Source organism: Rhodococcus sp. IEGM 1406 (assembly GCF_030056745.1).
Taxonomy (GTDB): domain Bacteria; phylum Actinomycetota; class Actinomycetes; order Mycobacteriales; family Mycobacteriaceae; genus Rhodococcus_F; species Rhodococcus_F erythropolis.
Window position 1 is genome coordinate 400,955 of record NZ_JASHKO010000004.1, and the last position, 14,180, is coordinate 415,134.

Annotated in this window: 12 protein-coding genes; 5 read left to right on the top strand and 7 right to left on the bottom strand. The window is 63.6% G+C overall.

Going from position 1 to position 14,180, the window contains the following annotated elements; genetic code table 11:
* The first annotated feature begins 90 nt into the window (after positions 1 to 90).
* Positions 91 to 777: a GntR family transcriptional regulator gene (locus QM596_RS20655; RefSeq protein ID WP_020969908.1), complete on the top strand. Its 687-nt coding sequence runs from the start codon at positions 91 to 93 to the stop codon at positions 775 to 777.
* A gap of 48 nt (positions 778 to 825) precedes the next feature.
* On the opposite strand, the gene QM596_RS20660 is transcribed toward QM596_RS20655, so the two are convergent.
* The 4 genes from QM596_RS20660 to QM596_RS20675 all read right to left on the bottom strand — a co-directional run bounded on the left by QM596_RS20660 (position 826) and on the right by QM596_RS20675 (position 4,579).
* The gene (locus QM596_RS20660; protein WP_020969909.1) at positions 826 to 1,347 is read right to left on the bottom strand and encodes a hypothetical protein; all 522 of its coding nucleotides are present in this window, start codon (positions 1,345 to 1,347) and stop codon (positions 826 to 828) included.
* Between the two features lie 18 nt (positions 1,348 to 1,365).
* Positions 1,366 to 2,397, bottom strand: a complete 1,032-nt coding sequence (locus tag QM596_RS20665) for a cupin domain-containing protein (protein WP_283309851.1) — start codon at positions 2,395 to 2,397, stop codon at positions 1,366 to 1,368.
* A 43-nt stretch (positions 2,398 to 2,440) separates the two neighbouring features.
* Positions 2,441 to 3,262, bottom strand: coding sequence for an alpha/beta fold hydrolase (locus tag QM596_RS20670; protein WP_283309852.1), 822 nt, complete (start codon positions 3,260 to 3,262; stop codon positions 2,441 to 2,443).
* Between the two features lie 189 nt (positions 3,263 to 3,451).
* On the bottom strand, positions 3,452 to 4,579 hold the full coding sequence (locus QM596_RS20675; protein ID WP_020908136.1) for an NDMA-dependent alcohol dehydrogenase: 1,128 nt from the start codon (positions 4,577 to 4,579) through the stop codon (positions 3,452 to 3,454).
* A gap of 166 nt (positions 4,580 to 4,745) precedes the next feature.
* On the opposite strand from QM596_RS20675, the gene QM596_RS20680 reads away from it, so the two are divergent.
* Positions 4,746 to 5,606 carry a spermidine synthase gene (locus tag QM596_RS20680; protein WP_029255610.1) on the top strand — a complete coding sequence of 287 codons (861 nt, stop codon included), beginning with the start codon at positions 4,746 to 4,748 and terminating at the stop codon, positions 5,604 to 5,606.
* Positions 5,607 to 5,615: 9 nt separating this feature from the next.
* Here QM596_RS20680 and QM596_RS20685 read toward each other — a convergent pair whose 3' ends face one another.
* The 3 genes from QM596_RS20685 to QM596_RS20695 form a co-directional block, all read right to left on the bottom strand.
* Complete coding sequence (locus QM596_RS20685; RefSeq protein ID WP_283309854.1) at positions 5,616 to 8,630, bottom strand: bifunctional [glutamine synthetase] adenylyltransferase/[glutamine synthetase]-adenylyl-L-tyrosine phosphorylase; 3,015 nt, start codon at positions 8,628 to 8,630, stop codon at positions 5,616 to 5,618.
* The gene (locus QM596_RS20690; protein ID WP_003941637.1) at positions 8,627 to 9,967 is read right to left on the bottom strand and encodes a glutamine synthetase family protein; all 1,341 of its coding nucleotides are present in this window, start codon (positions 9,965 to 9,967) and stop codon (positions 8,627 to 8,629) included. The genes QM596_RS20685 and QM596_RS20690 overlap by 4 nt, the downstream gene beginning before the upstream one ends.
* 107 nt (positions 9,968 to 10,074) lie before the next feature.
* Positions 10,075 to 11,646, bottom strand: coding sequence for an alpha/beta hydrolase (locus tag QM596_RS20695; RefSeq protein WP_283309855.1), 1,572 nt, complete (start codon positions 11,644 to 11,646; stop codon positions 10,075 to 10,077).
* A gap of 207 nt (positions 11,647 to 11,853) precedes the next feature.
* Between QM596_RS20695 and panB the strand changes: the two genes are divergently transcribed.
* The 3 genes from panB to pip are packed head-to-tail and all read left to right on the top strand — an operon-like array spanning position 11,854 to position 14,180.
* Entirely contained in the window at positions 11,854 to 12,705 is an 852-nt protein-coding gene (panB, locus tag QM596_RS20700) for a 3-methyl-2-oxobutanoate hydroxymethyltransferase (protein ID WP_003941624.1), read from the top strand.
* A 51-nt stretch (positions 12,706 to 12,756) separates the two neighbouring features.
* On the top strand, positions 12,757 to 13,197 hold the full coding sequence (locus QM596_RS20705) for a hypothetical protein (protein ID WP_020969914.1): 441 nt from the start codon (positions 12,757 to 12,759) through the stop codon (positions 13,195 to 13,197).
* Complete coding sequence (gene pip, locus QM596_RS20710) at positions 13,197 to 14,180, top strand: prolyl aminopeptidase (RefSeq protein ID WP_019748949.1); 984 nt, start codon at positions 13,197 to 13,199, stop codon at positions 14,178 to 14,180. Before QM596_RS20705 ends, pip begins: the two co-directional genes overlap by 1 nt.

Sequence of the window (14,180 nt, forward strand, 5' to 3'; positions counted from 1 at the left end):
TAAATGAGTACTAGCGTATACGCAAGTACTCACTCGTCGTCGATGGCATAATCGAACGCGCTCTACTTGCATGCACAGGAATGGGGACACATGGATCTCGACGCCGATACGAGCACCACCGATCTGCTGGTGCCGGAGGCTGCGCTCGGCCGGTCCGATCAGACCTCGCGGCAGTACCTGCGCCTGCGAGCCGACATCCTGGCAGGCAAGTTCCCCCAGGGCGCTCCGCTGCACGAGACTCAATTGTGCGAATCGTACGGCGCATCCCGCACCCCGATCCGGGAAGCACTCAACTGGCTCGCACACGACGGACTACTCGAACGAGCCGCTCGCGGTTTTCGTGTCCGTTCCGGCACACCCGAGGACGTCATCGAGATCTACGCGGCGCGGGTAGCCCTCGAATCGGAAGCGGCAGGCGCCGCGGCACTACGCCACAGCGATCTCGACCTTGCTCGCCTGGACGGATTACACGAGTTCTGCTGCACTGCAACCGAAGGCACCGAGGTGCGTTCCGGGAACTTCAAGTTTCACGAGGCCCTCTGGCAGGCCGCCCACAATTCCACGATCACCTCACTGCTGATCCGCCTCACCACCCAATTGCGAATCTACGACAGCGGCCCGCCGTCGAACTACGGCGAACCGGACCTGCTCAATTCGGAACATCAAGAGATCCTGAACGCCATCCGCGCCAGGGACGAATCGTCCGCGCGTGGCCACATGCGCAACCATCTCGAGCGCAGTCGCGACCAGCGGATAAGGATGTTCGCCAGCCGCTGACTCCAGACAGCCCCGAGTTATGCACACCGACGCCTATGCCGCCGTCAGTCAGGCGGGGAGCGTGCCGATCTCGACGTCGTACACGCTCTCGGCCGGGCTCGACATCACTCGGTCCGCCATCTCCTGCTTGAGCACTGTCAGGCGTGACTCGTCTTCGGCTGTCCGGTCAGTCTTGCGGGAGAGAGTGATCAACTCGCCGACGACAAATCCCTCCCGAACAGTCAGCGTGGCGCTCGCGCCGCGATAGCCGACCCGAAAGACATACAGTGCGAGCGTATTTCCTCGTTCAGGCCGGGCCAGGGAACTGTCGACGGTGTACCGCTCTTCGGTCACTGCGCGCGTGACCAACTCGAACGCGTCGCGCACTCCTGGTCCGCCGTGTGCAGTGGTGACGACCAACTCGCGACGCTCGACAGAGCCTTCCCCGCCGAGCACACCGAGTGCGCGCTCGAGGACTTTGTAGGCATGCGCCACGCCTCCCGGTGCCTGCGGCCCGTGATAGTGCAGAGCATCTTCGTACGTGAAGTCGAGCGTCGTACCGTGATCGGTCACGATCAGCGAGTCGGTCATGATGGGCATCCTTGCCGGTCAGTGCTGGCGGTCGATCGGATTGTTACGCGAGACGATGAGCGGATCGACCGGCGTGAAAGGAAATTGCGGCAGATCGCGTTCCGGAACACCGAACGAGGCCGAGAGAACGCCGCGCGAGAACGCGGAAGCCGTTGCACGGTAGCCTATGTCGCCCGGCGTCGGCTGGTCGAAGAAGATGAGGAAGTTGATGTCCTCGTCACCTAGAACCTCGATGTGATGGGGATAGGCACGCGGAACGAAATACACCTGACCGGGCTCCAGTAGGTAGGTGTCGAGCGAACCGTCCGGATCGAGGACCGTCATCCGCCCGTGACCACGATGCACGTATCCCATTTCGGCAGTGACGGGATGCCAGTGTGGCTCACGCATTCCACTCTCGCGAATAGTCAACGAGTACATCGAAAGATCCTCCAGCGCCGCCCAATACTGCTTGCGTGCCAAATTCGCCTGTCCGTACGGGTATGCGAGAGGCGCGATCTGGCCGTCGAGATCGAAGAGATACGCGTTGGGAAAGCCGGCGGTATCGGGAACGACGGCGGCGCCGTCCCGCCGAACTATCTGGGACGCATCGGCCCTACCGAAGACGTCGAAGGCTGACGCGGCGAGGTCGTAGGTATTGCCGAGCACCGCGTTCGACATTGCGCTGACGCTACTCTGCAACGAAAAGTGCTGCGGGAGTGAATTACGCAGGGCAGCGATGATCTCCGCCTCCTCCTCTCCGACATTCTCGATGTGATAAATCGCGCCGGATTCGACGTGATACATCTGCCCCGTTCGCACCACGAAACTGGCGAACTCGTCGGCATTGCCCAACATCGAGACGAGCACGGTTCCGCTGGTGACGTAGGCGATCTGGTTCGCGTTGACGTTCCATTGTGGTTCGCGGATCGCGCCGGGGCCGAGAACAATTCGTTTGATCGACAGACCGGACAGGATCGGCAACGAACTCGTGTCGAGTTGCGAGATCGATCCGAGTTCGTTCTCGAAGACACTGGGACCATCGCGCAGCGAGGCAACGTGTGTGGACATGGCCTTTGATCCTTTCGACTCTTATCCTTCCGAATCGCTGACGTCAGTCCTCGATGAAGGCAAGAATGTCCCGGTCCAGGGTCCCCTGATACGAGCCGTAAATTCCGTGCGGTGCGCCCGGATATACCTTCAGCGTGCCCTTCTTCACCAGCTTGATCGCCTTCTCCGCCGCTGCGCCGATCGGCACGATCTGATCGTCGTCGCCCTGAGCGATGAGGAACGGAACGTCGATGGCTTCGAGATCGGAGGTCTGATCGGTCTCCGAGAATGCCTTGACGCAGTCGTAGGCCGCGGCGAGGTTGACCAACATCCCCTGTCGCCAGAAGTCGTCCTTCGCCCCTTGCGAGACGTCGGCCCCTTCGCGGTTCGCGCCGTAGAAGCTCTCGCTGAGATCCTTGTAGAACTGCGATCGATCTCGCAGAACTCCCTCACGAATGCCGTCGAACACCTCGATCGGTGTGCCTTCGGGGTTGCCGTCCGACTTGACCATGATCGGCGGAACGGCGCCGGCGGTGATCACCTTGTCCACGCGCCCCTTGCCGTGCTGCGCCGCGTAGCGGACCACTTCCCCGCCGCCGGTCGAATGGCCCACCACGATCAGGTCTTTCAGGTCGAGCGTGTCGATCAGCTCAGCCAGGTCCTTGGCATATGTATCCATGTCGTTGCCGGTGTACGTCTTCGACGAGCGACCGTGCCCTCGACGATCGTGCGCGATGGTCCGGTATCCGGCGTCGGCAAACAGCTTCATCTCGACCTGCCACGCGTCGGAACTCAGCGGCCACCCGTGGCTGAGGACGATCGGCCGGCCGACCCCGTGCTCGGTGTAGTAGATCTCGGTTCCGTCGGAAGTGGTGATGTAGGGCATGTTCTGCTCTTCTCTGTCGAGTCGTGGACTGAGGTCCGGACGCGGTGCCCGGTTTCCTCACTCTGCGAGTGCCCACAACGGGGGCAGTCGACTCATCGATCGACAGAAATCTGCATGGGGGCAGAAAACTCCGGCCCGACACCACGAAGTGTGGTGTCGGGCCGGACCCTTCAGTCAGAGGGGGAACGATCAGTAATCGTCCTCCGTGTAGACGATCATTCCGCGCAGGTTCTTTCCCTCGAGCATGTCGGCGTAACCCTCGTTGATCTCCTCGAGCTTGTAGGTCTTGGTCACCAACTCGTCGAGTTTGAGTGCGCCGCTTCGGTAGTGATCGAGCAACTTGGGAATCTGGGACCGTGGTCCTACCCCGCCGAAGATGGCTCCCTGCAAACGCTTCTGTAGAAGGGTCAGCTCGAAGAGGCTGAGCGTCACCTGCGAATCCGCGTAGTGCCCCATTCCGACGACCACGACCTGCCCGCCCTTGCCCGTCGCGCTGAGCGCGGGCTGAATGATGTCGCCGTGAATCTCGCCCACGGTGATCACGGTGACGTCGGCCATCTTGCCCCAGGTGATCTCGCCGATCACCGGTAGTGCTTCCTCGAGGGAGGCAAACGTGTGTGTGGCGCCGAATTCCTTTGCCTTGTCGCGCTTGAATTCGACGGGATCGATCGCGATCACAAATCGTGCTCCGGCTGACGCCGCACCCTGCACCGAGTTGATTCCGACGCCGCCGACGCCGACGACCACCACCGTGTCGCCGACCTTGGCTCCACCGATCGCGGTGGCCGATCCCCAACCGGTGGCAACACCGCAGCCGAGCAAGGCCGCCTTGTCGAGCGGGATGTCCTTCTCGATCTTGATCACCGACGCCTCGTTGACGGTCACGTACGGCGAAAATGTTCCGAGCAGGCACATCTGGATGACCGGCTCGTCGTTGAGGGTGACGCGGTACGTCTTGTCGGAGATCGCCTGCCCGGTCAACAGGCCGGCTCCCTCGTCGCAGATGTTCTGCAGACCCTTCGCGCAAGACGGACAACGTCCGCACGCCGGGATGAAGGCGAGAACCACGTGGTCGCCTTCTTCGACGCTCGCGACACCCGGGCCGACCTTCGTCACCACTCCGGCGCCTTCGTGCCCGCCCAAGGCCGGGTAGAAGGGCAGCGGGCTGGCGCCCGTACGCAAATGTTCGTCCGAATGGCACAGCCCCGATGCGGCGAGTCGGACCTGTACCTCACCCGAGACCGGGTCCCCCAGCTCGACCTCTTCGATCTCCCATGCCTGACCTGGCGCCTTGACTACCGCTGCCTTGACCTTCACCTGCACTCCTCGAAATTCTTCGTGATGCACGGACGACGAAAGAACGCGCCGGCATTTGTGTCACCGATCACACTCCATCTACGAGTGTGCCTGAAACTACTCGAGAATACCGCCGGTCCGTGCGCCTTTTTGGTACTCGGCGTTACCGGAAACGCGCACGGCTAGTATCAACACAGTGGCCAAGGGAACTCGCAAGACAAGAACTCGCAGCGGTACTCCCGAGCGAGGCGAGTCCGGTCCCGTCGCCGGTACTTTTCCGATCGATACCGGGACGTGCGAACTTGTCCGCGACCAGTACTCCGACGACAGCTGGATCATCCAGATCAACGGAGTGCCCAGTTCCCACGTGAACGTCGCAGATCCGACGGTGCTCGATTTCGAGTACATGCGGTGGATCGCGCATCTGGTCGATTCCGAACGTGACAAGACCGAGCGTCTGCGGGTTCTGCATCTCGGCGGCGGAGCCTGCTCCATGGCCAGGTACTTCGCCGCCACCTACCCCGACGCGCGTCAGGTGGTTGTCGAAATCGACGGCGCCCTGGCCGAACTGGTGCGCGATTGGTTCGACCTACCGCGCGCACCGCTGCTGCGCATTCGTGTAGGTGAAGCCCGCGCCGTCACCGAAACTCTCACCGAGTCCACCCGAGACGTCGTGATTCGAGATGTCTTTGCCGGCAACACAACTCCGACTCCGCTGACAACAGCGCAATTCACCACCCACGTACGACGCGTGCTGGCACCGGGCGGTATCTACATCGTCAACTGCGGCGACACCCCGGATCTTCAGGGCGCGCGCAGTGAAGCCGCAACGATCGGTGCGCAGTTCGAACACATGGCGATCATCGCCGATCCCGCGATGCTCAAGGGCCGTCGCTACGGCAACATGATCATCGCGGGCAGCGACGTACCGATCGGCGGGCAACCCGCGCTCGCGCGCGAGCTACTCGGCGGCGGCGTTCCCGCCCACGTGTGGCAGGACGCCGAAGTCCGCAAGTTCGCCGCGAACGCGCCGGTTCGGCAGGACTGAGCGAAAACGCTACTCCCCGCCGAAGACCCTCTCCACCACAGCTTTTGCCCGTCGTGTGATGCGCAGGTAGTTGTCGAGGAACTCCCCTGCGTCGTCGCCGTATCCAGCGACCTGCGCCACCGCCGCGAGAACACGGCCCGGGCCGGGAAGCTGATCCGTCGGCTTGCCCCGCACAAGAACGAGGCAGTTGCGTGCCTTCGTCGCGGTGATCCAGGCGTCACGCAGCAGTTCGACGTCGCCTTCGCTGAGCAGTTCCGCGGCGCCGATGGCGTCGAGAGTCTCGAGCGTCGACGTGTTGTGCAGCGACTCGATCTTGTCCGCGTGGCGCAGCTGCAGCAATTGCACAGTCCACTCGATGTCGGCCAAGCCACCGCGACCCAGTTTGGTGTGCGTCGCCGGATCGGCTCCGCGAGGAAGCCTTTCGGAATCGACGCGCGCCTTGATGCGCCGGATCTCGCGCACCGCCGCGTCACTGACGCCGCCTTCGGGGTAGCGCGTCTTGTCGATCATGTGCAGGAACCGCAGTCCCAGTTCAGGATCACCGGCAACCGGGTGCGCACGAAGCAGCGCTTGAATCTCCCACGCCTGAGCCCACTTCGCGTAGTACGCGTCGTACGACTCGAGCGTGCGAACCATCGGTCCGTTACGACCTTCCGGACGCAATCCGGTGTCGACTTCGAGCGGAGGATCCGTGCTCGGTGCCCCGAGAAGCTTGCGCACCTTGTCGGCAATGCTGTTGGCCCACTTGACCGCAACGGTCTCGTCGACGCCCTCGCGGGGTTCGCACACGAACAGCACGTCCGCATCGGATCCATAGCCGAGTTCGCCGCCGCCGAGTCGGCCCATGCCGATGACGGAGAAACTGGCCGGCGCCTCGGTCCCGAGTTCAGTGACGCTGGCCTTGATCACCGCGGAGAGCGATGCATTGAGCACCGCGGCCCACACCGAGGACAGCGCCTTGCAGACGGCGGGAACATCGAGCATGCCGAGGATGTCGGCCGAAGCGATGCGCGCAAGTTCGTGTCGCCGCAGCGAGCGGGCCGCGGCAACAGCACGATTGGGATCACTGTGTCGGCCGGAGGCAGTGAGGATTCCGCGAGCGACGTCCTCGGGCTTCGGCTCGACAAGGCGCGGTCCACTCGGCGAATCCGCGAACAAGCGAATCACGTCGGGAGCCTTGATGAGCAGGTCCGGTAGGTACGCCGACGAGCCCAGCACGGTCATCAGACGCTCGGCCACCGCAGCCTCGTCGCGGAGCAGGCGCAGGAACCACGTCTGGTCGACGAGCGCGTCCGAGAGCCTGCGGTAAGCGAGCAGACCTGCATCGGGATCCGTTGTGTCCGCGAGTGATTCGAGCAGAGTCGGCAACAGGAGCGCTTGAATGCGACCCTTGCGTGAAGCGCCACTCGTCAGTGCAGTCAGATGCCCGAGAGCATGCTCGGGTGCCGTGTAACCCAGAGCGGCCAACTGCCGAACCGCGGCTTCTGGTCCCAGGACCAGTGCTTCCTTGTCCATCCGCGCCACCGATTCGAGAAGCGGGCGGTAGAACAACTTGGCGTGCAGGCGGCGAATCCGATGCGAATTCCGCTTGATCTCGGCGCGCAGGACTCCCAGGGAATCCAGACGACCGTCTGGCCGCATGTGCGCGGCGCGGGCCAGCCAACGCAGCGCTTCCTCGTCGTCCGGCGGCGGCAGGGTGTGTGTGCGCTTGAGCTTCTGCAACTGCAGACGGTGCTCGAGCAGGCGCAGGAATTCGTATGACGCAGTCAGGTTGGCGGCGTCGTCGCGGCCGACGTATCCACCCGCCGCCAATGCGGTCAGTGCATCGACCGTGCTCTGGACATGCAACGAACTGTCGGCGCGCCCGTGCACCAATTGCAGGAGTTGGACGGCAAATTCGACATCGCGCAAACTTCCGCGGCCGAGTTTGAGTTCACGCTCACGCAGTTCGGGGGGAACCATTTCCTCGACGCGTCGACGCATGGCCTGGACTTCGGGGACGAAGTCCTCGCGCTCGGAGGCGATCCACACCATCGGGCTCATCGCCTCGGAGTACTGGCGACCGAGCTCCATGTCGCCGGTCATCGGACGAGCCTTGAGCAGTGCCTGGAACTCCCAGGTCTTGGCCCAGCGCTTGTAGTACGTGATGTGGGATTCGAGGGAGCGAACCAGTTCTCCGCGCTTGCCTTCGGGGCGCAGCGCAGCATCGACCTCGAAGAATGCGGAAGTACCGATACGCATCATCTCGCCGGCAACGCGGCTGGCCGTCGCATCGGCCGGTTCGGCGACGAACACGACGTCGACGTCGGAGACGTAGTTCAGCTCGCGCGCACCACATTTGCCCATGGCGATCACGGCGAGCCGGATCGGACAACTGCCCTCGGGGCACACCGTTGCGATAGCCACCGCCAGTGCGGCGGTCAGGGCAGCGTCCGCGAGATCGGAAAGCTGGTGACCCACAGTCTGATACGGCACTACTGGTTCGTTCTCGACGGTCGCCGCAAGATCAGCCGCAGCCAGCAGCATCAGCTGGTCCTTGTAGCTCTTACGCAGAGCAACAACAGCTTCCGGCCCGGTCAGGGTGGCGCGGTAGGTCAGCGAGCCTTCGGTAGCGCCCTCGTCGAGGGTGGCGCCCACGGCCTCGAGCAACGCTGCGGTGGCCTCGTCCTTGGTCGGCAGAGCGGTTCCGTCGAGCAGTTTCCAGCCGATCGGATCCGCGGCCAGGTGATCGCCGAAGGCCGACGACGCACCCACGAGTGCGAACAAGCGGCCTCGCAGGCTTTTGTCCTTGCGCAATGCCTGATCGAGTTCGCGCCACCCGTCGTCGAGCCCGTCCTTGATCCGTACAAGGGTGCGCAGAGCGAGGTCGGCATTCGCGGCACGCGAAAGCGACCACAAGAGTTCGATGCTCTCGGCGTCGACCCAACCGAGCTGACGCAACTCGTCGGCAGCGGTGGGCTCGACCAGCCCGAGTCGACCCGGTCCTGGAACTGCTGATCTCGCAGCGGGCGGTTTCACCGTCACAGACCGAGGTAGGTCTTGAGCTCGAACGGCGTCACGTGGCTGCGGTATTCCTCCCACTCACGACGCTTGTTGCGCAGGAAGAAATCGAAGACGTGTTCGCCGAGTGCTTCGGCCACCAGTTCCGACTTCTCCATCTCGCGCAGAGCGCTGTCCAAGTTGCTGGGCAGTTCCTTGTAACCCATGGCGCGGCGCTCGGCGGAGGTCAACGACCACACGTCGTCTTCTGCCTCGGGCGGCAAGGTGTAGCCCTTCTCGATGCCGCGAAGACCGGCAGCAAGCAGGACCGCGAAAGTCAGGTACGGGTTGCAGGCCGAGTCTGGGCTTCGGATCTCGACGCGGCGCGAGGACGCCTTGTTGGGCGTGTACATCGGGACGCGAATGAGAGCCGATCGGTTGGACGGGCCCCACGACGCAGCAGTGGGTGCCTCTCCCCCGTGGACGAGTCGCTTGTACGAGTTGACCCACTGGTTCGTGACCGCACTGATCTCGTTGGCGTGCTCGAGGATGCCGGCGATGAACGCCTTGCCGGTCTCGGAGAGCTGCATCGGATCGTCAGGATTGTGGAAGGCGTTCGTGTCGCCCTCGAACAGGCTCATGTGGGTGTGCATCGCGGAGCCGGCCTGATCACTGAACGGCTTGGGCATGAAGCTCGCCCGGACGCCTTCACCGATCGCGACCTCCTTCACGACGTATCGGAACGTCATGACGTTGTCGGCCATCGAGAGTGCGTCGGCGTAGCGCAGATCGATCTCCTGCTGACCCGGCGCGGCCTCGTGGTGGCTGAACTCGACCGAGATGCCCATCGACTCGAGTGCGTCGATGGCGTGGCGGCGGAAATTCGGAGCCGAATCGTGCACGGCCTGGTCGAAGTATCCGCCCGAGTCGGCCGGGATCGGCGGAGTGCCGTCGATCGGGCCGTTCTCCAGAAGGAAGAACTCGATTTCCGGGTGGACGTAGCAGCTGAAGCCCAAGTCGCTGGCCTTGCTCAACTGGCGACGCAGTACGTGGCGCGGATCGGCCCACGACGGCGAACCGTCGGGCATCGTGATGTCACAGAACATGCGCGCGGAATGCTGCGCACCGTCCTTGTGGGCCCACGGCAGGATCTGGAATGTCGAGGCGTCGGGCCGAGCGACGGTGTCGGCTTCGGAGACTCGTGAGAATCCCTCGATGGCGGAACCGTCGAATCCGATTCCCTCCTCGAAGGCGCCTTCGAGTTCGGCGGGGGCGATCGCCACCGATTTGAGGTACCCGAGAACATCGGTGAACCACAAGCGGACAAACCGAATGTCGCGCTCTTCCAGGGTACGAAGCACGAATTCTTTTTGGCGATCCATGCACGCGAGACTAAGCAAGCCACGTTAAATCTGTGTTACATCAGTGGTCCCGGTTAACAGAGTGATTGGTCACCATCGAATAGGCGCAGCGTACGGCGTCGCGCCGGTTAACATGTCAGACCCTCTTCCGGTGCCTTCAAGTAAACGAAGTAGTCGACGACGGCATCGTCGACGCAGGAGTTTCCGTCCAGAACCACCGTGTGTTGGGTTCCGTCGAACGTGATCAGGGCAGCGCCCAACTGCTTGGCGAGATCCACTCCGGCCTGATACGGCGTTGCCGGATCCTGCGTCGTGGAGACGACGACCAACTGAGGCAGGCCGGCATCGGCGAGCGCCTGGGGGTCGAGCGCGTGAGGGCTGCCGGTAGCCGGAACGGGCCAGAACGCGCACAGGTCGAGCGGCGCTTGACCCGTCCCGCGGCCGTCGTCGAGGAACGGCGCCGCCTCGCGGTACCGAGTGTCGGATTCGCCGGCCTCGGCGCGGTCGGTGGTTGCCGGATCGTCCACGCAGCGAATGGCGTTGAACGCGTCGTTGATGTTGGAGTAGCTGCCGTCATCCTCACGGCCTTCGTACATGTCGGCGAGATTGAGCAGCGAGTCGCCGCGTCCGTCGGCCAGACTCGACAGACCCCCACGCAGCGGCGTCCACAACTGTGGCGAATACAGAGCCTGCTGCACGCCCGTGATCGCGTCGGAATAACTCAGCCCGCGCGGATCGGTGGTCTGTGCCGGCTTCTCGATCAACGGATCGACGAGTGCCTGAAAGCGTGCCTGCGCCTGCGCCGGATCATCACCCAGCGGGCAATCCGTTCGCGAGACACAGTCGGCGACAAAGGCGTCGAACGCGCCTTGGAAGCCCTGCCCCTGCAAGACCACTTCGTCGACCGGATCCTGCTCGGGGTCGAGCGCGCCGTCGAGGACCATCGCTCGGACGTTCTGCGGAAAGGTTTCCGCGTACGTGGATCCGAGCCGGGTCCCGTACGAGAACCCGAGGTAGTTCATCTTCGGATCGCCGAGAACGCCCCGAATGACGTCCATATCTCGCACCACCTCGTAGGTACCGACATGAGCGAGGAACTCCGTACCGGTCCGCTCAGCGCACTTGGCGGCGTAGTCCTTGCTGTCCGCCTCGGCGAGAGCGATGCCCTCCGGCGTCATGTCGACGTTGACCTCCGCACGCTCCGCGTCGGTCTCCTCCGGCGTCAAACACCGAACCTGCGGGGTCGATGCCCCGATCCCCCGCGGATCGAAGCCGATCATGTCGAAACGTTCCTGCAGTTCGGTGACCGAACCCGATGTCGCCATCGACAGCCCGGACCCACCCGGCCCGCCGGGGTTCAGCAACAGTGAGCCGATGCGGTCGCCGGTTGCCTTCGAACGCGAGATCACCACCTTCGCGGTGTCGCCGTTCGGATTCGCGTAGTCGACGGGAACGCTCACCTCGGCGCAGTCGACCCCACGCCCCAGCGGCGCAGTTCCTTCTTCGACAAATTGGTCGCACGAACCCCAGTCGAGCGTCTGCTCGTAGAATTTCTCGAGGCCGGACGGCACCGCGGACGCGGCAGAACCAGCAGGTTCCACTGATTCGGGCGTGCCTTCCGAACTGGTGCAACCGACAACCAACACGAGCACTGCTGCGCTTCCGGCGAGGGCACCGGAGAGGCGAACGAACTTCGACATGCCATTGATGGTGCCAGGAAACCTCGGTAGCCAGCGGTTCGCCTCGGTTCGGCACCTAACTGACAGGCACGCGGTGATGTGACCCATTGCACCCCGTCAACTATTCGTGTCGGCGATGTCCGGTGGCAGACTGAACACGTCATCACCCACACCCGGGGACCCGAAGGCGATCAACGCTCAGGGCCTCGAGGCCAGAAAGGGACAACGATGTCCGAAACACCTCTCTATGGTTCTGTACCCACTGCAAGCTCTACCGATGCACCGAAGCGTAAGACGCGCATTCACCACCTCGCCGAGATGAAGCAGAACGGCGAACGCTGGTCGATGCTCACCGCTTACGACTACTCCACGGCACGCATCTTCGAAGACGCAGGCATCCCGGTGCTGCTCGTCGGCGACTCTGCCGCCAACGTCGTCTACGGCTACGACACCACCGTGCCGATCACCGTCGACGAACTGCTCCCGCTCGTGCGTGGCGTGGTTCGCGGCGCCCCGCACGCACTCGTCGTCGCCGACCTCCCCTTCGGCACCTACGAGGGTTCCGCCGAGCAGGCCCTTGCGACTGCGACACGGTTCATGAAGGAAGGCCTCGCGCACGCCGTCAAACTCGAGGGCGGCGAGCGGATGAGCAAGCAGATCGCGGCTATCACCTCGGCCGGCATCCCCGTCATGGCTCACGTCGGATTCACCCCGCAGAGCGTGAACTCGCTCGGCGGATTCCGCGTCCAGGGTCGCGGCGACGCGGCCGAGCAGCTTGTGGCGGACGCCATTGCAGTCCAGGAAGCCGGGGCGTTCTCCGTCGTCATGGAAATGGTTCCGGCCGAGATTGCGGGCCAGGTCAGCCGCAAACTCACCATCCCTACCGTCGGCATCGGGGCCGGTTCCGAATGCGACGCTCAGGTACTCGTCTGGCAGGACATGGCGGGTTACACGAGCGGTAAGACAGCCAAGTTCGTCAAGCGTTTCGGTAACGTCGGTGACGAACTGCGTTCCGCAGCCGCCGCCTATGCATCAGAAGTTCGCACTGGCGCTTTCCCGGCCGCAGAACACAGTTTCTGATCCGAGACCGGCGAACGCCGCCTGTCTCTCAACCAGCCAGGGGTGCGTTCAATGATCGGTAACCGTCGAAGTTCTACTGCCGCAGCTGTAGTCGGCGCGGCAGCTCTCGTCACGGTGCTGAGCGGATGCGCGGGAGGGTCCACCAACTCTCCCGCGCCCAGCAGCACTACGCCCGCGAGTTCCACCAAGACGGCGCCGGCAACAACCTCCGCGTCCGGTTCGACGTTCACCGACGCTCAGGTCCAGCAGTTGTGTTCGGATATGGAAGGGCAGCTGCAGAACTGGCGGACCGTCACCCCGACGCTCGGCAAGGGCGGACTGAACACGATCGTCATCACGTGGGCGACGCAGAACGGCATCAACCTGCTCGATCTCGCCCAGAACCGCGAAAGCATCGACGCGGCAACCTCGGCCGCATGCCCGGACGTCCGGGGCGGCGCGATTTCCGCACTCGAGATCCCCGATCTCGCCTCCGGGCTGGTGGGCTTCTGATGAGCGAAACGTCAGCACCGCCGTCGGCTCTGCGGAGTCTCTATCCCCCGATCGAACCCTTTGTCACCGGCTTCCTCGACGTCGGTGACGGCCAGAGCATGTACTGGGAAGTCAGCGGAAATCCGGACGGCAAGCCGGTGGTGTTCCTGCACGGTGGCCCCGGTGGCGGTGCACAACCGGCGGTACGCCAGTTCTTCGATCCGGCCGCATATCGCATCGTTCTACTCGACCAGCGCGGCTGCGGGCGATCCACCCCGCACGTTGCCGACGGCGCCGACCTGTCGGTGAACACCACGGACAAGCTGTTGGCGGACATCGAAGCCCTGCGCGAACATCTCTCGATCGACAAGTGGATGGTATTCGGGGGGTCCTGGGGTTCCACGCTTTCCATCGCCTACGCCGAAACGTTTCCCACGCGCGTCACGGAACTGGTTCTGCGCGGGATCTTTCTCCTGCGTCGTAGCGAGATCGACTGGTACTACAACGGCGGCGCGGGAAACATCTTCCCGGAGCGCTGGGACAAATTCCTCGAACCGGTACCCGAGGCGCAGCGCGGCGAAGACCTCGTCGCGGTCTATCACCAACTGCTCCATTCCGAAGACCCCGACGTCGCGGCCCGGGCAGCGATCGCCTGGTCGGCTTGGGAAGGATCGACGAGCTACCTGTACCCCCAGGCGGACAAGATCGAACAGAACTCCGAGACCAGGTTCGCCTTGGCCTTCGCTCGTATCGAGAACCACTACTTCGTCAACGGCGGATTCTTCGACGAGGGTCAGCTCCTACGCAAAAGCTCCGCACTGCACGGCATTCCGGGGACGATCGTCCAGGGCCGCTACGACGTCGTCTGCCCCGCCACCAGCGCCTGGGCGCTGCACAAGGCGTGGCCCGAATCCAAGCTCGTGATCGTCGACGACGCGGGACACTCCGCGATGGAGCCCGGCATCGCACATCACTTGGTGGAAGCCACCGATTCGTACCGGTAG

What these genes read in the sequence shown, in the direction of transcription:
- QM596_RS20655 (WP_020969908.1), top strand. Translation starts at nt 91, where the DNA reads ATGGATCTCGACGCCGATACGAGCACCACCGATCTGCTGGTGCCGGAG.
- QM596_RS20660 (WP_020969909.1), bottom strand. Translation starts at nt 1,347, where the DNA reads ATGACCGACTCGCTGATCGTGACCGATCACGGTACGACGCTCGACTTC.
- QM596_RS20665 (WP_283309851.1), bottom strand. Translation starts at nt 2,397, where the DNA reads ATGTCCACACACGTTGCCTCGCTGCGCGATGGTCCCAGTGTCTTCGAG.
- QM596_RS20670 (WP_283309852.1), bottom strand. Translation starts at nt 3,262, where the DNA reads ATGCCCTACATCACCACTTCCGACGGAACCGAGATCTACTACACCGAG.
- QM596_RS20690 (WP_003941637.1), bottom strand. Translation starts at nt 9,967, where the DNA reads ATGGATCGCCAAAAAGAATTCGTGCTTCGTACCCTGGAAGAGCGCGAC.
- QM596_RS20695 (WP_283309855.1), bottom strand. Translation starts at nt 11,646, where the DNA reads ATGTCGAAGTTCGTTCGCCTCTCCGGTGCCCTCGCCGGAAGCGCAGCA.
- panB (WP_003941624.1), top strand. Translation starts at nt 11,854, where the DNA reads ATGTCCGAAACACCTCTCTATGGTTCTGTACCCACTGCAAGCTCTACC.
- QM596_RS20705 (WP_020969914.1), top strand. Translation starts at nt 12,757, where the DNA reads ATGATCGGTAACCGTCGAAGTTCTACTGCCGCAGCTGTAGTCGGCGCG.
- pip (WP_019748949.1), top strand. Translation starts at nt 13,197, where the DNA reads ATGAGCGAAACGTCAGCACCGCCGTCGGCTCTGCGGAGTCTCTATCCC.